Raw genomic sequence first — 20,581 nt, forward strand, 5'->3', positions numbered from 1 at the left:
TCATCCGCCTGGCGGCACCTTCTCCCCGCTGGGGAGAAGGAGGACAGCGGCAATCTCCGCTCATATGCGATAGCCCTGCCGCAAGCGGGGAGAGGGCTAGGGTGAGGGGCAGGTCACAGGGGCAACCGACAATCATGGTGTCGCGCCACCGCACATTCACCAGACAAGCTCCTCCCACTCCGCAAATCGGCCCGACATTAACCCTCTTGTCCGAAACCGCTCGGCTTTCTGCGCAGAATTAAACCCTTTTTAACCGACCCGATGATCTGCTTTTGCCGACTGATCAACGGGCGGCGCGCTGCAGCGCCGGATTGCCGGTGCATGGCGCGGCATAGGGGTCGAGGGTGGATCGATGACATCGGCTGTTGCGGATATTCAGGCAAACAAGCAGGCCGGGCCGCTGATCGTGCATGTCGTTCGCCAGTTCCTGCCGAACAAGGGCGGCCTGGAAGACGTTGTTGCCAATCTCTGCCGGCAGCTGGTTTCCCGCGGCTATCGCGTGCGCGTCGTTACCTGCAACAGCCTGTTTTCCGATCCCGGCCGGGAACTTGCCGAAAGCGAGACCATCGACGGCATCGAAATCGTCCGCATTCCCTGGTCCGGCTCCAGCCGATATCCGCTGGCGCCCAAGGTTTTCCGCCATCTGGCCGATGCCGACCTCGTTCATGTCCACGCCGTCGATTTCTTCTTCGATGCGCTGGCCTGGGGCAAGCTGATGCACGGACGGCCCATGGTCGCCACCACCCATGGCGGCTTCTTCCACACGCAGAAATATGCGGCCATCAAGAAGGTCTGGTTCAACACGGCAACGCGGCTTTCCGCGCTCGGTTATGCCTCTCTCATCTGCTGCAGCCAATCCGACGCGCGGCTCTTTGCGCAGATTGCCGAAAGTCGCGTCCACCTGATCGAAAACGGCGCCGACGTCGGCAAGTTTTCCAATTGCGCTGCGCTGGAAGCGCGCCGCCGCATCGTCACGATAGGCCGTTTCTCGGTCAACAAGCGGCTCGATCACCTGCTCGACGTCATGAAGGTGCTGGCAGGCCGCCATGAGGACTGGCATCTCGACATTATCGGCGCTGAATCGGATCTCGACCGGGCAACGCTGGAAAAGGAAATTGCCGTTCGCAATCTGGAGCGCAATGTCGCGCTGCATGTCTCGATCGACGAAGGCTCGATCCGCAACATCATCGCCCGCGCATCGCTCTTCGCCTCGGCCTCCGAGTACGAAGGCTTCGGTCTCGTGGCGATCGAAGCGATGAGCGCCGGCCTGCTGCCGGTGCTGAACGCCAACGAAGCCTATAAGGCGATGGCCGAAACCCACCCGGTCCTCATGCTCTCGGATTTCTCCAATCCGGAAGCTGCCGCCGATGCGCTGACCGCCGCCTTTGAGCGCCTACAGGGCGACGACCTGAGCCTGCGACAGGAGCTATTGCGCGATGCCCGCGCCTATGCCTGGGACGAGGTCGCCCAGCGCTATATGGATATCTATGCGGAAACCCTGACGCCGAAAGGCAAGTCGCCTCAGTTCCTGCGCCAGCGCGGCCAGGCGGCGTAACCTTCCAGAATGCCCACCAGCCAGGCGCGCTTGTAGCGGGCCGCATCAAGGTTGAATCGCGCCAGCGCCGCCAGCCAGCCGGCGACCGGGCGAAACAGGCGATAGCTGACATAATACAAGGGAAACGCCTGCTTGCGCATCAGCGCGCCGAAGCCACGCCCATATTTGCGCGCACGCTCCACCTGCCGCGGCCCGTATTCGCTCGTGACCTGATCGTGATGGACGATGAGCTCGGGAAAGAACATCGCTTGTCTGCCGGCGCCAAGCGCGCGCAGCAGGAAATCCGCCTCTTCGCCGCTCTGGAACGGCGATTCCGAGCCGACGCCGAGATCCTCGTCGAAACCACCGATATCGACCAGGGCCGCACGGCGCACGAAGATGCCATTGGAATTGCCGCACCTCAGATAGTTCCACCGGGTCAGGGCAAGCCGCGTCTCACCCGTCGGGCTGACGGAGGCAAGACCTTGGGCATCAAGCGTTCGGCCGGTGACGATCGCGAGGTCGGGGTGCTCGGCAAACAAAATCGCGGCCGTCGAAAGCGTATCGGCCTCGTACCAGCAGTCATCGTCGGGAAAACAGACGTAATCGCCCTCCGCAACCGCCATACCTTTGTTGCGCGCCCGCGAAAGTCCCTTCGGCGAACGGACGTGACGAATGAGGAAGGAGGGGGAAAAGCGGCCGATAAGCTCGCGCAGCCGGTCGTCGAGGTTCTGATCGACGACGATGACCTCGAAATCCTTATGACTCTGCCCCACCAGCGAACGGAATAGCCGCTCCAGCTGATCGAAACGATCGATCGTGCAGACGATAAGGCTGAACAATGAAACCCTCCGCACAAGCCCTCGATCGGCCAATATCAGAGAGAAAGAATATTAGCCGAAGTAAAAAATGAACTTAGCGCAGCATTAAACCCTAAATATTAAGGCATATGAAATAGAGCTGACGCTATCCCACGAAAAGCCGGACATGTGCGGTAGGTTCCGGCAATTTGAGGAACGGTCTATCTTCATGACGAAGAGCATAATGGCAAATTCGGTTTTGAACGCGGCGGCGGGATTGACCCTGCTTGCGACCGGCTTTGCATGTTCGATCATAGCGGCGCGCCTGCTAGGGCCTGAGGCCAATGGCATCATCGCCTTTTCTCTGTGGCTGACAACGACGGGAGCACTGATCGCCGAGCTCGGCGCCGGCGTTACCCTGCTGCGCATTCTGCCGCAGCTGAAGGGGAACGGCTATTCTACCGAAGAACGGCTTGGTTTTGCCGCGTATCTGCTGCAGCCGACGATTCTCGCAACCGTGATCCTGCTTGCAGGCTACGCCGCCTATTATTGGGATACGGAGCGGCTGCATTGGGCGGGCGATGCATCTGAAGTCATTGTCATCACGGGCGTATTCTTCGCTCTTCAGTCTCTCGGCGCCTACAGCAAGAACTATCTGATCGGCGAGCAGCAAGTCGGCGCGTTCCTGCGCATCACCATAATAAGTTCGGCACTGCAGCTCGTTACCGTCCTTGCAGGAGCGATCTTCTTCGGCGTCAGCGGCGCGCTCGCCGGTTATGCGATTGGGCAGCTGCCGATGTTCATCGCGACGCTCCGGATTGCGATCGCGCGCAAGAACAGCTGCGGCGTCGGCCTTTCCGCTCTCATCGGCTCGTCGCTCATCCTCTCGATCGAACTCATCAACAGCTCGATTTTTCTCAATCGTATCGAACTCGTCTTCCTGCAGCGCTACTGGGGCATCGAAGCGGTCGGCTTTTATGCCGTCGGCCTGTCGCTCGCCAATCTCGCACTGCAGTTGCCCGTACAATTAAGCGGCAGCCTTCTGCCTTATTATTCCGAACAGATGCATGCCCGGGCATCAGACAAGCTGCCGGTCGAGGTCTTTGCCGGCGTGGCGCGCAGCATAGCCTATATCACCCTGCCGATGAGCTTCGGACTTGCCGCCATTTCGCCGGAGCTTGTCGTGACGATCTTCGGCCCGGCCTTTGCGCCGAGCGGCGGCATGGTGGCGCTGCTGTCCCTGACCGCGGTGCCCTATGTCTTCATGCAGATTTGCACGCAATATCTTTATTCGCTGGATCGCGTGCGCGAACGCACCGTCCTCGGCGTCATCGCCAGCGTCATCATGGTCATCGGCTGCGTCATCGCCGTACCCTTTTTCGGAGGCGAGGGTGCGGCGCTGGTTCGTCTGCTCGCCTTTGTCGCCCTGTGCCTGATGACGGTACGCCGCATGGAATTCGAAGGATCGACGCGCGGTATGCTCATCAACCTTGCAAAAGTTACGGTTGCTGCCATTCTATGCGCGGTTGCAGCCTATGGTTTTGTTCAGGCGCTGACCGGTGTCGCAGGTCTCGTGGGCGCCATCATCGCCGGCGCTCTGGCTTATGGCATTGCGCTCAGAATGCTGAAAGCCGTTCCAGCCGAAGATATCGAGGTCATGCAGAAGATCGCGACGCGGTTGCCTGCACGTATCAATCCGATTGCCACTCAGGCTCTGGCTCTCTTAGCGCCGCGCCGAATGTGAGGAGACTAGCATGGCTGGTTGGGGAGCCGCCGAGGAAAAAGACAAAGGAAGGCAGTCGAGATCGGCAGCGGCCCCGGTAACCTTCGCCGGAACGGTCGGCCTGTTCACATCGGCCATGGCACCTTCGCGCAACACCGCCGCCCTGTTTCTAAGCCCCTGGGGCTTCGAGGAAATGTGCGTGCGCAAGTTCTGGCGGATTCTGGCGGAAGATCTCGCCGATATCGGCATAGCCAGCCTCCGCTTCGATTATATCGGCACGGGTGATGCGCTTGACCTGGCCGATGAAGGCGAAGGTCTGGAGCCGTGGCATGAAACCGCTCTCGCGGCGGCGGCAAAGCTGAAGGCGCTTTCCGGCTGCGAGCGGTTGATTCTCGTCAGCCAGGGGCTTGGCGGAACCATTGCCGCCACGCTCGCCGAACGGCTTGACGGCATTGACGGCGTCGCCTTTCTTGCACCGGTCATTTCAGGCCGCGCCTATCTTCGCGAACTGACCGTCTGGTCGAAGATGATCGATGAAAGCATGGGCCTTTCCGAAGCGCAGCGTCAGACCGAGGGCGTCACCGTCGCCAGCCTGCGCATGCCCGATAGTGCCACCGATGCGGTCAGGAAGCTGAACCTCATGACGCTTGATCGGCTGGCCACGCCGAATTGCTTGATACTGACACGCCCGGGCCGCCCGGGAGACGACGATTTCGCGCGTCATCTCGAAACGCTCGGCCCCCGGGTCACGCAGGCCTCCTATGATGGTTACGACGATCTCGTCTCGAACCCGACCATCGCCACCATGCCGACGGCAGCCCGCCGGAAAATAGCCGAATGGGTGCGGTCGATCGCCGGCAACACCACTGAAATCGCATCGCCCGATCTTACGCCGCCGGTCGCGGAACCTCTGATCGGCGAAGGCTTTCGCGAGACGCCGCTGCGTTTCGGCGCGGACAATCGACTGTTCGGCATTCTCTGCGAGCCGCAGGGTGCCCGAACGGGCGCGACCGCCCTGCTCCTGACGACAGCCTATGACCGACATGCGGGCTGGGGCCGGATGTCGGTCACCATGGCGCGTGCGCTTGCCCGGGACGGCATTGCCTCGCTGCGTTTCGATACGGCCAATGTCGGCGACAGCCCGCCGCTTTCCGGGGCACCCGAGCAGGTGCTCTATTCCCGCGACCAGCATCTCGATGTTATTGAGGCATTGGACTTTCTGGAGAAGCGGGGCTTGCTGCCAGCCTATGTGGTAGGACGCTGCAGCGGCGGCTATCTCGCCTTTCAGGCAGCGTTACGCGATGTGCGCTGCCGCGGCCTCATCACGGTCAATCCCTACAGCTTCCATTGGGACGAGAGCCGATCGGTCGATGAAGCGCTGCGCTTCGCTCCCCGATCGCTCGAAACCTATGGGCGCAAGCTCCTGCAGATGGAAACGCTGAAGCGGCTCTTCGGCGGCCAGATCGATGCAAGGAGCGCCATATGCAACATGGCGACCGGGCTCGGACGGCGGGCGATACGAACGGCTCGCCACCTGCTCGGTATGTTCCCCATCTTTGCTGCGGCTCAAGGACCTGTGCTGGGTGGTTTCCGAACGCTTACCAAACGCGGCGTCGACATGTCCCTGATCTACAGCGCCCATGATATCGGCCTCGATCACCTGCATGACGAGTTCGGCGAAAACGGCGCGGGCCTGAAGCATTTTCCGGATATACGCCTCACCATCATTCCCGAAGCCGACCACAATCTGACCCCGCCCTATGCGCGCAAGGTCTATCTGAGGGAGGTCCGTGAGATGGGCCTAAGGCTCGCCAGCCAGTGATCCACTGTCTGGAAAACCGCGGGAATTGTTCGCTATATCCGACACTTGCTGTATAGTCGCTTCATGAGGCTCCTGATCGTCGAAGACAACCGCGAACTGGCGTCCTGGCTCGGCAAGGCGCTGCGTCAGGCGCAGTATGTCGTCGACATCGCTTATGATGGCGAGGATGCCGAGCACATGCTGAAAGTGGCGGCCTACGCCATCGTCATCCTCGATCTGTCGCTACCGAAAATGGACGGGCTGACGCTGCTCAAGCGGCTGCGCCAGAGCGGCAATAAGGTGCCGGTCATCATCCTGACGGCCAATGCCAGTCTCGACGGCCGGGTCGCCGGCCTCGACAGCGGCGCCGACGACTACCTCGCCAAGCCTTTCGAGATTGCCGAGCTGGAAGCCCGCATACGCGCGGCCGTCCGCCGCGGCCACGATCGCGCCGCGCCGGAGATCGCCGTCGGCGACTTGGTGTTCGATGGCGGTACGCGGCAATTCTATCTGGCCGGCGAATCGCTGGCGCTGACGCCGCGCGAACATGCCGTGCTCGAACATCTCGTCATGAAAGCCGGCACGACCGTCACCAAGGCGACGCTTTCGGAAAGCGTCTTCGGCTTCGACGACCTCGCCGACACCAGCGCCATCGAGATCTATGTGCATCGCGTCCGAAAGAAGCTCGAAGGCAGCTCCGTGCAGATCGCGACACTGCGCGGCTTGGGCTATCTCCTCCGCCATGCACAATGACGAGACGTCTCCATCCAAAGGCCTTGTAAGCCGCGCCTTGAGCGGGGTAGCCAGTAGTCTTCGCGCGCAGCTGTTTGCCTGGGTCGTGTTGACCCTGATCGGCGCGATCTGCATCAACCTTTATCTAAGCTTCCGTTCGGCCGATGCGACGGCCGATCTTGTCACCGATCGGACGCTGCTCGCCTCGGCCCGCGTCATCGCGGAAGCGACGCATGTCGACGCAAGCGGCACCGTGCAGATCGATATCCCCCCGGCAGCGCTGGAAATGTTCGATACCGGCTATGGCGACCGCGTCTTCTATCAGGTGGTCACGGCGTGGGGGAACCTCATCGCCGGTTTTCCCGATCTGCCACGGCCGAAGCGGGATTTGAACGGCGAGGACATGACATTTCGGACCGATGGCGTCCGCGTACTCATGCTGAGCCACCCGGTTGTTGGCCTCGATCAGGACAGCACGATTTCCGTCACCGTTGCCGTTACCCATAACAGCCAGTATGCCATGCGCCGCAGGCTTTGGCTGTCCGATTTCACCAAGCAGCTTGCTCTCGTCCTGCTTGCCGGGTTGGTGACCATCATCGGCCTGCAGCGCGGGCTTGCTCCCGTGCTTCGGCTGCGTGATGCCGTGCGCGAACGCGGTCGCCAGCGCCTCGATCCGCTCGACCCTCACATGGTGCAGAATGAGCTTCGGCCGCTCGTCCACGCCCTCAACGATCATATGGAGCGGGTGCAGAACCAGATGGCGGCGCAGCGTCGCTTCGTCTCGAATGCCGCTCACCAGCTGCGGACACCGCTCGCCCTGATCTCGACGCAGGCAAGCTTTGCTGCCCGTGAGACCGACAATATCAGGCGCGACGAGGCGCTGACGGCATTGCGGTCCAGCACCCGGCAGGTGACGCGGCTTGCCAGCCAGCTCCTGACGCTTTCACGCGCTGAGCCCGGCAGCCGCCGGCCACGAAGCGATACGATCGATCTGGCGGAAACGGCCCGGCGCGTGCTGGAAACGCTCGCCGAGGAAGCCCTGCGGCGCAATATCGACCTTGGGCTCGAGGCGGACGAGACGGCGGTCCATATCGAAGGCGACGGCACCATGCTGCGCGAAATGCTGGTCAATCTCGTCGACAATGCGCTCCGCTACACGCAGCCGGGTGGCCGCGTGACGGTCGGCGTCAGTCGGGAAGGCGATACGGCTCTGCTATGGGTCGAAGACAACGGGCCGGGCATCCCGGAAGCCGAACGCACCCAAGTTTTCGAACGCTTCTATCGCATCATGGGCACCGAGCCGGAGGGCAGCGGCCTCGGCCTCGCCATCGTCCGCGAAGTCGTCGACGGCGCGGGCGGCTCGGTCAGGCTAGATGACGCACCCGATGGCGGGCTGCTGGTCAGCGTGCGGCTGCCGGCTGTTTGAAAGTGCGAGCGGCGCTTATGGCGGGATAGTCCCCTCTCCCCGCAAGCGGCAGGGGTATTGCATATGAGCGGAGATCACCGCCGTCCTTCTTCTCCCCATCGGGGAGAAGGTGCCGACAGGCGGATGAGGGGGTGCCTGCCAAGACCACCAAAATCGATGAATTCAAATCGATAACCCCCTCATCCGACCCTTCGGGCCACCTTCTCCCCAAGGGGAGAAGGAGCTTATCGTGCTCGTCCGCCTCCATATGCGATAGCCCTGCCGCAAGCGGGGAGAGAGAGTTCCTACATCGGTACAACAAAAAGGCCGGGCGAAACGCCCGGCCCCTGGCCTTGGGAGGTGCCAGAAAATCGACCCTTAATGCGTGTCGAGGCTCTGCTGCGGACGCCAGCGGGTGATGCGGTTTTCGATGAGCGTCATCACATATTCGGCGCCGAGCGTGACGATCATCACCAGGATGATCGCGGCATAGAGGCCGGCTGCGTCATAGGTGCCCTTGGCAATCGAGATCAGGTAGCCGATGCCGGCCAGCGATCCGACGAACTCACCGACGATTGCGCCGATGATGGCAAAGGAGAAGGAGATGTGCAGGCTTGCAAAAATCCAGCTCATCGCCGACGGCAAAATCACCTTGCGGGTGACCTGCCAGTTGGAAGCACCGAGAATGCGGGCATTGGCGATCATGTTGCGGTCGGCTTCGCGAACGCCCTGGAAGGCATTGGCGAACACGACGAAGAACACCATGATGAAGGCGAGCGCCACCTTCGACGCCAGGCCGAGACCCATGATCATCACGAAGATCGGCGCGAGAACGACGCGCGGGATCGAGTTGATCGCCTTGATGTAGATCGAGAGGATATCGGAAGCGAGCTTGTTGCGGCCAAGGGCGACGCCGACGAGAACGCCGGTCACAGAGCCGATGATAAAGCCGATCAGCGCTTCTTCCATGGTGACGCCGAGGTGATACCAGAGCGAGCCGCTCTCGGTGCCGTCGACGATCCACTCCCAGAGGCGCAGCGCGATGCCATAGGGGCTAGAATAGAAAAACGGATCGATCCAGTGCAGGTCGGAGGCGAGCTGCCAGAGGCCGAGGATGGCAAGCAAAATGCCGATCTGCCATGCCTTGACGACATACTTGCGACGAGCGAGCGCCTTCAGTGCTGCGGCTTCGATTTCCGCGTCCGAGGTGCCGGCGCGGAAGATCGGGGCATTGCCTGCTTCGAGAGCTGTGTTTGCCATGATCAATCCTCCCTTATGCCGCTTCCGCGGCACGGCGATAGCTGGTTTCGACTTCTTCGCGCAGGTCGTCCCAGATCGTCTTGCAATAGTCGATGAAGTTCTGCTCGTAACGGATTTCCGAGACGACGCGCGGGCGCGGCAGGTCGATCGTGTAGACCGATTTCACCGTCGCCGGCCCGGCCGTCAGGACATAGACCTTGTCGGCGAGCGCGACAGCCTCTTCGAGATCGTGTGTCACGAAGACGACCGAGGCCTGGCGCTCGGCCCAGAGCTTCAGCAGCTCCTCATGCATGACCGTGCGCGTCTGTACGTCGAGCGCCGAGAAAGGCTCGTCCATCAGCAGGATTTCCGGCTCGTTGATGAAGGTCTGCGCCAGCGAGACGCGCTTGCGCATGCCGCCCGACAGCTGATGCGGATAGTGATGCAGGAACTTGGAAAGACCGACGCGGGCAAGCCAGTCCTTGGCCATCTTTTCAGCCTCGGCCTTCGACTTGCCGCGGAACAGCGGGCCGGCCATGACGTTTTCGATGACATTCTGCCAGGGGAAGAGCGCATCCGTCTGGAAGGCGAAACCGACGCGCCGGTCGATGCCGTCGACCGGGCCGCCCATCAGGCGGACTTCGCCGGCGCTCGGCTTGGCAAGGCCAGTGACGAGATTGAGCGTCGTCGACTTGCCGCAGCCCGTCGGCCCGACAACCGCGACGAATTCGCCGCGCTCGACGGTCATATTGAAATCGCGCAGTGCGGTCAGCGACTTGCCGGTCGGCGATACGAAACGGCGGCTGACATTGATGAGTTCGATCGCCGGGGTACGGCGTTCATCCTGTTGCATGGTGCTGATCCTGACGCGTGCCTTTAGGGCGTGCACGCAAAGCCCAGTGAACTGCGAAGTCTCTTGGACCGCCGCTTCCGGAAACTGCCGGAAGCGGCGTCATGACTGCTTACTTGACGTTCTTCACGAATTCCGTCGTGTAGGTCTTCGACAGGTCGATCGTCTTGCCCTTGACGTTCTTGGAGAACTGCGAGAGCACGGCGAGAACCGTCTTCGGACCATCTTCCGGCATCACGCCGTCGGCCGTGAACATTTCCTTGCCGGCGTCGAGAGCCTTGATGTAGCCTTCCTTGTCGCCGACGTAGAAGTCCTTCGGCATCTTCTCGGCAATTTCAGCGGCGGAATGCGTATGGATGAAGCGCAGCGTCTTGACGAAGGCGTTCGCAAGCTTCTGCACTTCTTCCTTATGGGCGTCGACCCATGCGGCATCCATATAGAGCGAAGCAGCCGGATAGGTACCGCCGAGCGCTTCCTCGGTACCCTTCAGCGTGCGCAGATCAACGAGGATCTTGGCTTCGCCGGTCTTCAGCAGGCGCGAGATCGTCGGCTCGGTGGTCATGCCCACCTGGATGGCATCCTGCTGCATGGCGGCGATGAAGGTCTGGCCGGCACCGACCGGAACCGGCGTGATGTCAGCCGGGGAGAGGCCCGCCTTCGACGCCATATAGAGCGTCAGGAAGTTGGTGGACGAGCCGAGGCCGGTGACGCCAGCACGCTTGCCCTTCAGGTCGGCGAAGGACTTGATATCCGGATATTTGGCCGAAACCAGCTCGACTTCGCCCGGTGCCTGGCTGAACTGCACGACGGACTTGATGAACTTGCCCTTGGCCTGCAGGTCGACGCAGTGATCGTAGAAGCCGACGACGCCCTGAACGGCACCTGCCAGCAGCTGGTTTTCGGCGTCGACGCCGGCGGATTCGTTGAGAAGCTCGACCTCGAGGCCTTCATCCTTGAAGTAGCCGAGGGATTCGGCGAGCTTGGCCGGCAGATAGATCTGCTTTTCGTAGCCGCCCACCATGATGGAAATCTTGTCGGCAGCATTGGCGGCCGTGGCTGCAAGCGAAGCAGCAGTCATGACGAGGGAAAGGGCTACGGTATGAAAAAAGGTGCGCGATGGACGCATCAATGTCTCCTCCTGTTTTATTCTTGCGCCACACGACGCTCTGGAAAGGCGCTTCCTCCACGAAGCTCGGCGAGACTAGCGCGGGCAACCTTTCAGTCAGCTTTCAGTGCGCAACCCTGCGAGGGAACATTGCGATTTTATGAACGCAGACGCCGACGGCTGGACTATACCGCCGGCGCCGGAAACGCTATCGGCGCTATTTAGCGTTCTTGACGAACTCGGTCGTATAGGTCTTCGACAGATCGATCGACTTGCCTTGCACATTCTTCGAGAATTCGGAAAGTACGGCAAGAACGGTTTTCGGGCCATCTTCGGGCATCACGCCATCGGCGGTGAACATGGCCTTACCATTTTCGAGCGCCTTCACATAACCTTCCTTGTCGCCGACATAGAAATCTCTAGGCATCTTGTCGGCGATCTCGGCGGCCGAATGGGTGTTGATGAAATGCAGCGTCTTGACGAAAGCGTTCGCAAGCTTCTGCACCTCCGCCTTGTGATCCTTGACCCACGACTCCTGCATATAGAGGGACGCGGCAGGATAGGTCCCGCCCAGAGCGGCCCTTGTTCCGTCCATCGTGCGCATGTCGATCAGAACCTTGGCCTCGCCGGTCTTCAGGAGACGCGAGACCGTCGGCTCGGTCGTCATGCCGGCCTGAATGGCATCCTGCTGCATGGCAGCGATGAAGGTCTGACCGGCACCGACCGGAACGGAGGTAAATTCCCCCAGCTTCAAGCCGGCCTTGATGGCCAGATACTGGGTCAGGAAATTGGTCGACGAACCGAGGCCGGTGACGCCCAGGCTCTTGCCCTTGAAATCGGCGGCAGATTTGATTTCCGGATGCTTGGCCGACACCAGTTCGACTTCGCCCGGCGCCTGGCTGAACTGTACGACGGATTCGACGAATTTGCCCTTGCCCTGAAGATCGATGCAATGGTCGTAGAAGCCGACGACGCCCTGAACGGCGCCTGCCAGCATTTCGTTTTCCGCATCGACGCCTGCAGGCTCATTGAGAAGTTCGACGGTCAGCCCCTGTTCCTTGAAATAGCCAAGCCCTTCGGCAAGCTTGGCCGGCAGATAGATCTGCTTCTCATAGCCGCCCACCATGATGGAAATCTTGTCAGCGGCATTGGCCACAGTGGCAGCAAATCCGGCTGCAGCTATCGCAAGGGAAAAAATCGCGGAATATCTGAGAATGCTGGATGCACGCATGAAGTCCTCCTCTCCATTTGTGTACCGGCGCCGATTGACAACGGCACGGCACGCGCTTCCTCCTGAAGCGGAAAAGACATGCACGCCCAACCTTTCATTGAGCTGAAAGCAACTCGTCGCCCCATTTGGCAATTTACTTCAGGACGGCTGCGACTGCCGGCACCCGAACAGTGTGAAAGCATACAGCCGCACAACGGGAAGCGTCATTGCATCTTGGCATTTCCCGTATCGCGACTATTTTAGATTGAGCGCTTTCGCTGGGAGGAACCATCGATGAGGATCATTGCCGCAGCCCTTATTCTGACGGTGATGGCGATAGCCGGGCCGGCATCGGCAATTTCCCGCTATGAGTCGCTCGGCAAGACTTGCGCATCGGTGCAGCAACTGATTGCCGCCGAACGCGCGGTGATATTACGTTATCCATCGTCCCGTGGCGGCCCCGTTCTCTACGACCGCTATGTGGCTGGCCGCGGGCAATGCGACATCTCCGACTATGCCAGCCGCAGCTACGTGCCGACGAAAGATAACCCGGCCTGTCCTGTCTATAATTGCAAGCCGTCCTCGGTCTTCAATCCGCATTGACGCGAATCAGCTTTTCTGCGGTTTATGCGTGTACGGAGTCACAAAACTTAATATAAAAAGACTTTTAGTTGAGCTCCACCCACATTTAACGCACATTTCGCGGGCAGATAGAGCACGCGCCCTTTGTCGTTAAGGGCCAAAGTATGGTGTAATCCGCCAGCCCTATTTGAATAAGGAGATTGCGCAGTGAGTGCAAAAGTACCGAACCCGATCGATGCCTATGTAGGCTCTCGCGTCCGCACGCGCCGTCTTATGCTTGGCATGAGCCAGGAGCGGCTTGCCGAACAGATCGGCGTGACGTTTCAGCAGGTGCAGAAATACGAAAAGGGCACCAATCGCATCGGCGCCAGCCGACTGCAGGCCATTGCCGGCGTGCTCGCCGTGCCGGTTGCCTTCTTCTTCCAGCAGGACAATTCCCAGCCGCTGAACACCGACGGCCTCGGCGCAATCAACGGGCTGGAGGATCTGTCGGATTTCCTGACGTCCAAAGAGGGCCTGAGCCTCAACAAGGCGTTCATGAAAATCAACGATCCAAGCATTCGCCAGTCCGTGCTGACATTGATCAAATCGCTGGCAAGTACTTCCGATGCGCTGCCGGACCACCTTCCGCGCGCAACGAACGCATCGGTCGGCCTGCACAACTAAAGCATTTTGCGCAAAAGTGCGCAGCGCTTTTGCGAGGACGACATGCGCGAGATCAAGGCCCTAAAGCGCAAGGAGCGAATCCGAAGGATCGCGACTCTCTTTGGGTCCTGAACTCTCCCCGAAAATTCCAGTCCGTCTAGCCTGGCATCGGCGCGAAGCGGGCCGCCAAGATTGACATCCAGGCGGCACCAAGATCACGCTGATGGTGGAAGCATAGGCGGATTTTGCGCGCAAATGGCCGACGCGAAGCGCCTTCCTACTCCTTGCATGCCGTATTTCACGCCTTGAAATTGCAAAAGCAAAATTTTGCAGCAATCACGCATCGTGTCACGCTGCATGTCACGCGCCAAGCTGCAAAACATCCGTTACGGTTTGCTCATGTTTCCGGCCAGACACGATTCGTCTGCCGGGAACGGGGGCAATAGAGGGTACGAAATGACAGCAGCACTTCCGATCGACGCAGCATACCAGGATCCGGACTCGCTCAAGGAACTGGCCTCAATCGCTCGGCTCATCACTTATGCACGGCAGAGCGCCAAAAACCTGAATGCGGAATTCCCGGTCTGGTGCCTGGACTTGGCGCTCGGGGCCGTGCTGCAGGAAATGTATGAAAATGGCTTGCCCAATCCCTTGTTCGAAGAGGGAACGGACACGGCAAACGTGGTGGCACACTGAATTAAAGTAATCCCGGCCTTTGCCGGATACGGAACGATGCCGGTATGGCTCAGCAGGCCATGTCGGCATTTTTCTTCGTGAACCAAGATCGTCGGGGACAGCCGACTAAAAGCATGTCGCGCAGAAGCCTGCAGCGGCTTTGCGACAATGACCGCCATAAAATCAAAACCCCACGCAAGAAGCGAATTCAAAAGATCGCGGCGCTTCAGCAGCCACCTTTGCGCGGCTGGACGCCGGCGGTAAAAATCCCGATGCAATGGCGCAAATGGCGCAACCGCGTTTCGCGGTCCGGCCAATCTTTCGGACGACCCGGCCTCGAAATCATTGCATCGAAGATCATGCTCATAAGCATGCGCGCTCCGCTTGCCGCATCGGCAATTTCGATCAAGCCGCGCCGCTGCTGCTCGATAAGCCAATCCGCCAGCAACTGCTGTGATTGTCTGGCGCCATAAGTATGTAGCAGCCTGGCGATTTCCGGAGATTGCTGCGACTCACTGATGGCAAGTTGAATGAAGGCGTCCCGTTCGCGCTCCTGATCTTCATCGATGTCGATCATGAATATCAGTTCGAGCGCCTTGTCGAACGGCAAATTCTCGTCTGCAGGCCGCGGCAGGGCCAGCATCGATGCGCGATGCTCGGCGATGATGGCCGCGAAGAGATCGGTCTTGCTCGGAAACAACCTGTAGAGGGTCTGCTTCGAAATCCGGCACCGGGCAGCAACCAGATCCATGGTTGTGCCGCCGTAACCCAGCTCATAGAAGGTTGCGCGCGCCTCCGCGACGATCTCCGCGCGGCGCGCATCGTCGTTCACGGTTTTCGGGCGGCCGCGCGGGCGGCGCTTGGCAACCTGGTCGGCCTTGGCTGCTCGTTCCTTTGTCAGCACACCGTCTTGACCCCAACAGTCGAATACGATTGACATTTGAAGCAGTACAAATATTTTCTGTACGACTTGGTACTATAAATAAGGCAACAGGAAATAGCAACGTGCGAAAGCTCGCCCCTCCCACTTCTGTACCCGCATATCCGGTGATATCAGCCCGCCTTCCGGTTGGCCGCGGATCGCTGACCGCCGTCGGAATTGTCGCCGCGATGTTGCTGGTGGGCTGCAACCAGCAGAATTCCGCCCAGAGCACTGCTCCCGCCGTCAAGACGGAAGTGAGCGCGATGTCGCTGCATCCGCAATCCGTTGCCATCACCGCCGAACTGCCTGGCCGCACCAGCGCCTACCTCGTCGCCGAAGTGCGGCCGCAGGTTGGCGGCATCATCCGCAGCCGCAACTTCAAGGAGGGCAGCGAGGTCCGGGAAGGCGATGTGCTCTATGAGATCGATCCGTCCTCTTATCAGGCATCGTATGACAGCGCCGCAGCCTCGTTGCAGAAGGCGGAGGGCGCCGTGCCCAGCGCCCAGGCCAAGCTCGACCGCTACAAGGGCCTGAGCGCCCAGAACGCGGTCAGCAAGCAGGATTTCGATGACGCGCAGTCCACGCTCGTCCAGGCGCAGGCCGATGTCGCCTCTGCCAAGGCGGCGCTCGAGACGGCACGGATCAATCTCGATTATACCAAGATGAGAGCGCCGATCTCCGGCCGCGTCGATGCCTCCACCGTCACCGTCGGCGCGCTCGTCACTGCCGATCAGACCACGGCGCTGACCACCATTCGCCAGCTCGATCCAATCAACGTCGATGTCACGCAGTCGAGCACCAACCTGCTCGAATTCCGCCGCGCCGTCGCGGACGGCCGGCTTAAAACGAGCGGCGACAACGTTTCCGTGCATCTGACGCTTGAGGACGGCAGCCAATACAAGGAAACCGGCAAACTAGAATTTGCCGAATCCTCCGTTGCGGAAACGGTCGGCACCATCACCGTGCGCGCCGTCTTCCCCAATCCGGATCGCATCCTGCTGCCGGGCATGTATGTGCGCGCCACCATTCAGGAAGGCATTGCCGAAAACAGCTTCCTCGTGCCGCAGCGTGCCGTGACCCGCAACACGAAGGGCGAACCGATCGCCATGTTCGTGACCGCCGAGGGCAAGGTGCAGCAGCGGGTGTTGAAAGTGGAACGCAGCATCGGCAACAGCTGGCTTGTCAACCAGGGCGTTGCCGATGGCGATCGCGTGATCGTCGAAGGCGTCCAGCGTGTTCGCGACGGTCAGGAAGTCACCGTTTCTCCGGTAACGATTGACGATGCGACCGGCGAAGTGAAGCAGGCTGCCGCCGATAGCAAGCCGTCCGCGGAGCAGGCCGGCCTGGAAAAGACCGATATGAAAGCCGCCTCCGGCGTCCAGAAGTGAGGTTAGACGATGTCTCGTTTTTTCATCGACAGGCCGATCTTCGCCTGGGTGATCGCCATCGTCATCATGCTGGCGGGCACACTTTCGATCTTCACGCTGTCGATTTCGCAATATCCGCAGATCGCCCCGACGACAGTCAGCATCAGCGCCACCTATTCCGGGGCTGACGCCGCAACCGTCGAAAACTCGGTGACCAAGGTCATCGAGCAGGGCATGACCGGTATCGACAATCTCGACTACATGACATCGACATCGACCTCGACGGGTCAGGCCTCGATCTCATTGACCTTCACCAACAAGGCCGATCCCGACGTCGCGCAGATGCAGGTGCAGAACAAGCTGCAGCTCGTCACCGCCCAGCTGCCGCAGACCGTTCAAAATACCGGCATCACCGTTTCGAAATCGACCTCGAACTTTCTGATGGTCGTCGGCTTCGTGTCGACGGATGGCAAGCTCAACTCGAACGATCTTGCCGATTACGTCTCCAGCACCCTGAACGACACGCTGAAGCGTATCGAAGGCGTCGGCAATACGCAGATCTTCGGTGCCGGCTATGCCATGCGCATCTGGGTGGATCCGGACAAGCTTGCCAAATATCAGCTGATGGTGAGCGACGTAACGAGCGCAATCCAGGCCCAGAACTCGCAGGTCTCGGCTGGCCAGCTGGGTGCCTTGCCGCAGCGCAAGGGCCAGCAGCTCAATGCGACGGTCACCGCAAAGAGCCGCCTGCAGACGCCGCAGCAGTTCGAAAACATCATCCTGAAAAGCCAGTCCGACGGCTCGCTGGTGCGCATCAACGATGTCGCCACCGTGGAACTCGGAGCAGACAGCTATACGACGTCGACCACCTATAACGGTCATCCCTCCGCCGGTCTCGCGGTGATGCTCGCCTCCGGCGCCAACGCCATCAATACGGCCGAAGCGGTGCGGACAGCCATCGGCAATATGAGCGAGACCCTGCCGCCGAACGTGGAGATCGTCTATCCCTACGATACGACGCCTTTCGTGAAGCTGTCAATCGAGGACGTGGTCAAGACGCTGTTCGAAGCCATCGTGCTCGTCTTCATCGTCATGTTCGTCTTCCTGCAGAACCTACGCGCCACGCTGATCCCGACGCTCGCCGTCCCGGTCGTCCTGCTCGGCACCTTCGGTGTGCTGGCGATGTTCGGCTATTCCATCAACACATTGACCATGTTCGGCATGGTGCTGGCGATCGGCCTTCTGGTCGACGATGCCATCGTCGTCGTCGAAAATGTCGAGCGCGTGATGGAGGAAGAGGGATTGTCGCCACGCGAGGCGACGATCAAGTCGATGCAGGAAATCACCGGCGCGCTGATCGGCATCGCCACGGTCTTGTCGGCCGTGTTCATCCCGATGGCCTTCTTCTCCGGTTCGGTTGGCATCATCTACCGGCAGTTCTCGGTGACTATCGTCTCGGCGATGGTGCTCTCCGTCATCGTCGCTCTTATCCTCACGCCAGCTCTTTGCGCCACCATTCTCAGGCAGCCCAAACATGGTGCGAAGGAAAAGGGCGTCTTCGGCTGGTTCAACCGCAATTTCGAGCGGGGAACGAGAGGTTATCAGCGCGGCGTGCACGGCATGATCCGGCTGAGCATCGTCTTCCTGCTGGTGTTCGTCTTGATCGGCGGCGCGGTAGCCGTCCTGTTCAACCGCCTGCCGAGCTCCTTCCTTCCGGAGGAAGACCAGGGCATTCTGCTGACCGCGATCCAGCTGCCTCCGGGCGCCACGGATTCCCGTACCTGGGCGGTGCTCGACCAGGTGAGAGATTACTATCTCAACAACGAGAAGGACTATGTCGAGGGCGCATTCGCGGTCGCCGGATTCGGATTCAGCGGTCAGGGCCAGAATGTCGGCCTCGTCTTCGTCAGGTTGAAGGATTTCGATCAGCGCAAGACACCGCAGTCGAAGGCACAAGCCATCGCCGGTCGCGCCATGGGAGCCTTTTCCAAGATCAAGGACGGTAGCGTCTTCGCGCTGGCACCGCCGGCAATCCCCGGCTTCGGCAGCTCGAGCGGCTTCGATTTCTTCATCAAGGATATCAATGGCGCTGGCCATGATGCACTCATAGCGGCCCGTAATCAGCTGCTTGGGGCAGCCGCACAGAACCATAAGCTGCTCGGAACGCGCCCGAACGGCCAGGAAGACACGCCGCAATATTCCGTGAATATCGATCAGGAAAAGGCAAGCGCACTGAACATCGGCCTTTCGGATATCGACACGACGCTATCGACGGCCTGGGGCGGCACCTACGTCAACGACTTCATCGACCGCGGCCGCGTCAAGAAGGTGTATGTCCAGGCCGACAAGGATTTCCGCATGCAGCCCGAAGACCTGGGCCGCTGGTATGTGCGCAATTCCGGCGGCGACATGGTGCCATTCTCCGCTTTCTCGAGCGGCGAATGGACCTACGGTTCACCGCGTCTGGAGCGCTATAACGGCTCGTCCGCGGTCGAAATCCTCGGCTCCGCAGCGCCTGGCGTCTCCTCGGGCGACGCCATGAACGAGATCGACAAGATCATGGCAAGCCTGCCGCCGGGCTTCAGCCACGAATGGACCAGCCTGTCCGCTCAGGAAAAGCTCTCGGGTAACCAAGCAAGCCAGCTCTACGCGATTTCGATCCTGGTCGTCTTCCTGGCGCTTGCCGCCCTTTACGAGAGCTGGTCGATCCCGCTTGCCGTCATGCTGTCGGTCCCGATCGGCATCTTCGGCGCGCTGCTGGCCGCAACCATCTTCGGTCAGTCGAACGACGTCTACTTCAAGGTGGGCCTGCTGACAACAATCGGTCTGGCGGCAAAGAACGCCATCCTGATCGTCGAGTTCGCCATCGAGCAGCAGAACCAGGGCAAAAGCCTGATCGACGCAACGCTGGAAGCATCCCGCCAGCGCTTGCGACCGATCCTGATGACCTCGCTTGCCTTCATCCTCGGCGTGCTGCCGCTGGCGGTCGCCAACGGGGCCGGTTCTGGTAGCCAGAACTCGATCGGTATCGGCGTCATGGGCGGCATGATCTCGGCAACCGTGCTCGGCATCTTCTTCATCCCGCTGCTCTTCGTCTCCGTCCGCCGTGTCTTCAAGGGCAATGTTCGGTCGACGGCAGCTCCGGAGGCCACCAACCCTGACGTGGCGCATTAAGGCCTCTCCACTCGCTCTCTTTCGAAAGAGAGCGAGTGGAGATCTCGATCAGGCATCGGATGTGTCGTCTTGAATTGCCAAATTTGTCATCAATGATTAATATGCAATCATTGATGACAGGGTATTTCTATGGCCAGTATGACGATCCGCAACATCGACGATCATTTAACATCGACGATCATTTAAAGACCCGGCTCCGCATTCGCGCCGCCGCACACGGGCGATCGATGGAGGATGAGGCGCGAGACATTCTGCGGGCGGCCTTGTCGGCGGAAGAAAAGCGTCAACCCAATTTGGCCGAGACTATCCGTCGCCGCATGGCTGCAAGTGGTGGGGTCGTGCTGGATATGGCTCCACGTGAACCAATCCGGCCGGTCGATCTCGATCCATGATCGTTCTCGACACAAATGTCATTTCTGACCTATTGGCACCATCACCATCGCCCATGGTTGAAGCGTGGCTCGCCGCCCAGCCTCCTCTCGCCATCTTTACGACGGCAACGACGCAGGCGGAAATCCTTTACGGACTCCGGCTGCTGCCTATGGGCCGACACCGAAGCGAATTGGAAGCTGCTATTCTCCCCATATTCGAAGAGGATTTCGCCGGAAGAGCTTTACCCTTCGATAGCGAAGCCGCAGGAGCTTATTCCTTCATTGCAACATCGCGGCGTCGGGCCGGCAAGCCGATCAGCCAATTCGATGCTCAGATCGCCGCAATTGTAGCGTCGCGAGGAGCAAGCCTTGCCACCCGCAATGTGTCCGATTTCCTGGATACCGGAATAACTATCGTCAATCCGTGGGACTATAAGGGCTGATCC

General features: G+C 60.2%; 18 protein-coding genes. 12 read left to right on the forward strand and 6 right to left on the reverse strand.

Going from position 1 to position 20,581, the window contains the following annotated elements:
• Nucleotides 1-352 precede the first annotated feature (352 nt).
• Nucleotides 353-1,555, forward strand: a complete 1,203-nt coding sequence (locus AC13QY_RS19870) for a glycosyltransferase family 4 protein (protein ID WP_488493838.1) — start codon at nucleotides 353-355, stop codon at nucleotides 1,553-1,555.
• On the opposite strand, the gene AC13QY_RS19875 is transcribed toward AC13QY_RS19870, so the two are convergent.
• Nucleotides 1,522-2,376, reverse strand: a complete 855-nt coding sequence (locus tag AC13QY_RS19875; RefSeq protein ID WP_488493839.1) for a glycosyltransferase family 2 protein — start codon at nucleotides 2,374-2,376, stop codon at nucleotides 1,522-1,524. The two genes, AC13QY_RS19870 and AC13QY_RS19875, sit on opposite strands and share 34 nt — an antisense overlap.
• 202 nt (nucleotides 2,377-2,578) lie before the next feature.
• Between AC13QY_RS19875 and AC13QY_RS19880 the strand changes: the two genes are divergently transcribed.
• The 4 genes from AC13QY_RS19880 (at nucleotide 2,579) to AC13QY_RS19895 (ending at nucleotide 8,016) form a co-directional block, all read left to right on the forward strand.
• Nucleotides 2,579-4,078 carry a lipopolysaccharide biosynthesis protein gene (locus AC13QY_RS19880; protein ID WP_488493840.1) on the forward strand — a complete coding sequence of 500 codons (1,500 nt, stop codon included), beginning with the start codon at nucleotides 2,579-2,581 and terminating at the stop codon, nucleotides 4,076-4,078.
• Nucleotides 4,079-4,088: 10 nt separating this feature from the next.
• Nucleotides 4,089-5,879: an alpha/beta fold hydrolase gene (locus AC13QY_RS19885; protein WP_488493841.1), complete on the forward strand. Its 1,791-nt coding sequence runs from the start codon at nucleotides 4,089-4,091 to the stop codon at nucleotides 5,877-5,879.
• A gap of 63 nt (nucleotides 5,880-5,942) precedes the next feature.
• Entirely contained in the window at nucleotides 5,943-6,611 is a 669-nt protein-coding gene (locus tag AC13QY_RS19890) for a response regulator (RefSeq protein ID WP_095433066.1), read from the forward strand.
• The gene (locus tag AC13QY_RS19895; RefSeq protein WP_488493842.1) at nucleotides 6,601-8,016 is read left to right on the forward strand and encodes a sensor histidine kinase; all 1,416 of its coding nucleotides are present in this window, start codon (nucleotides 6,601-6,603) and stop codon (nucleotides 8,014-8,016) included. Before AC13QY_RS19890 ends, AC13QY_RS19895 begins: the two co-directional genes overlap by 11 nt.
• 357 nt (nucleotides 8,017-8,373) lie before the next feature.
• Here AC13QY_RS19895 and AC13QY_RS19900 read toward each other — a convergent pair whose 3' ends face one another.
• From AC13QY_RS19900 to AC13QY_RS19915, 4 genes are all read right to left on the reverse strand, one after another.
• Nucleotides 8,374-9,255 (reverse strand): ABC transporter permease, encoded by an 882-nt coding sequence (locus AC13QY_RS19900; protein WP_113352962.1) that lies wholly within the window; start codon nucleotides 9,253-9,255, stop codon nucleotides 8,374-8,376.
• Between the two features lie 13 nt (nucleotides 9,256-9,268).
• Nucleotides 9,269-10,087, reverse strand: a complete 819-nt coding sequence (locus AC13QY_RS19905) for an ABC transporter ATP-binding protein (RefSeq protein ID WP_113249660.1) — start codon at nucleotides 10,085-10,087, stop codon at nucleotides 9,269-9,271.
• Between the two features lie 109 nt (nucleotides 10,088-10,196).
• Nucleotides 10,197-11,210: an ABC transporter substrate-binding protein gene (locus tag AC13QY_RS19910; protein ID WP_069611619.1), complete on the reverse strand. Its 1,014-nt coding sequence runs from the start codon at nucleotides 11,208-11,210 to the stop codon at nucleotides 10,197-10,199.
• 196 nt (nucleotides 11,211-11,406) lie between these two features.
• A complete protein-coding gene (locus AC13QY_RS19915; RefSeq protein ID WP_488493843.1) occupies nucleotides 11,407-12,420 on the reverse strand; it encodes an ABC transporter substrate-binding protein in 1,014 nt (337 codons plus the stop codon).
• 273 nt (nucleotides 12,421-12,693) lie between these two features.
• Here AC13QY_RS19915 and AC13QY_RS19920 point away from each other — a divergent pair, with 273 nt between their 5' ends.
• The 3 genes from AC13QY_RS19920 to AC13QY_RS19930 all read left to right on the forward strand — a co-directional run bounded on the left by AC13QY_RS19920 (nucleotide 12,694) and on the right by AC13QY_RS19930 (nucleotide 14,322).
• Complete coding sequence (locus tag AC13QY_RS19920; protein ID WP_113331586.1) at nucleotides 12,694-13,002, forward strand: hypothetical protein; 309 nt, start codon at nucleotides 12,694-12,696, stop codon at nucleotides 13,000-13,002.
• A 186-nt stretch (nucleotides 13,003-13,188) separates the two neighbouring features.
• Nucleotides 13,189-13,647, forward strand: coding sequence for a helix-turn-helix domain-containing protein (locus tag AC13QY_RS19925; RefSeq protein WP_488493844.1), 459 nt, complete (start codon nucleotides 13,189-13,191; stop codon nucleotides 13,645-13,647).
• Nucleotides 13,648-14,082: 435 nt separating this feature from the next.
• Nucleotides 14,083-14,322 (forward strand): hypothetical protein, encoded by a 240-nt coding sequence (locus tag AC13QY_RS19930; RefSeq protein ID WP_092719326.1) that lies wholly within the window; start codon nucleotides 14,083-14,085, stop codon nucleotides 14,320-14,322.
• A gap of 205 nt (nucleotides 14,323-14,527) precedes the next feature.
• On the opposite strand, the gene AC13QY_RS19935 is transcribed toward AC13QY_RS19930, so the two are convergent.
• Nucleotides 14,528-15,205, reverse strand: coding sequence for a TetR/AcrR family transcriptional regulator (locus AC13QY_RS19935; protein ID WP_233788632.1), 678 nt, complete (start codon nucleotides 15,203-15,205; stop codon nucleotides 14,528-14,530).
• A 101-nt stretch (nucleotides 15,206-15,306) separates the two neighbouring features.
• Here AC13QY_RS19935 and AC13QY_RS19940 point away from each other — a divergent pair, with 101 nt between their 5' ends.
• The 4 genes from AC13QY_RS19940 to AC13QY_RS19955 all read left to right on the forward strand — a co-directional run bounded on the left by AC13QY_RS19940 (nucleotide 15,307) and on the right by AC13QY_RS19955 (nucleotide 20,578).
• Nucleotides 15,307-16,611: an efflux RND transporter periplasmic adaptor subunit gene (locus tag AC13QY_RS19940; RefSeq protein ID WP_113331583.1), complete on the forward strand. Its 1,305-nt coding sequence runs from the start codon at nucleotides 15,307-15,309 to the stop codon at nucleotides 16,609-16,611.
• Between the two features lie 9 nt (nucleotides 16,612-16,620).
• Nucleotides 16,621-19,764: an efflux RND transporter permease subunit gene (locus tag AC13QY_RS19945; RefSeq protein WP_145635868.1), complete on the forward strand. Its 3,144-nt coding sequence runs from the start codon at nucleotides 16,621-16,623 to the stop codon at nucleotides 19,762-19,764.
• A 113-nt stretch (nucleotides 19,765-19,877) separates the two neighbouring features.
• On the forward strand, nucleotides 19,878-20,156 hold the full coding sequence (locus AC13QY_RS19950; RefSeq protein WP_488493908.1) for a FitA-like ribbon-helix-helix domain-containing protein: 279 nt from the start codon (nucleotides 19,878-19,880) through the stop codon (nucleotides 20,154-20,156).
• A complete protein-coding gene (locus AC13QY_RS19955) occupies nucleotides 20,153-20,578 on the forward strand; it encodes a PIN domain-containing protein (protein ID WP_488493845.1) in 426 nt (141 codons plus the stop codon). The genes AC13QY_RS19950 and AC13QY_RS19955 overlap by 4 nt, the downstream gene beginning before the upstream one ends.
• Nucleotides 20,579-20,581 lie beyond the last annotated feature (3 nt).

This window comes from Martinezella sp. CNPSo 3795, assembly GCF_057784475.1.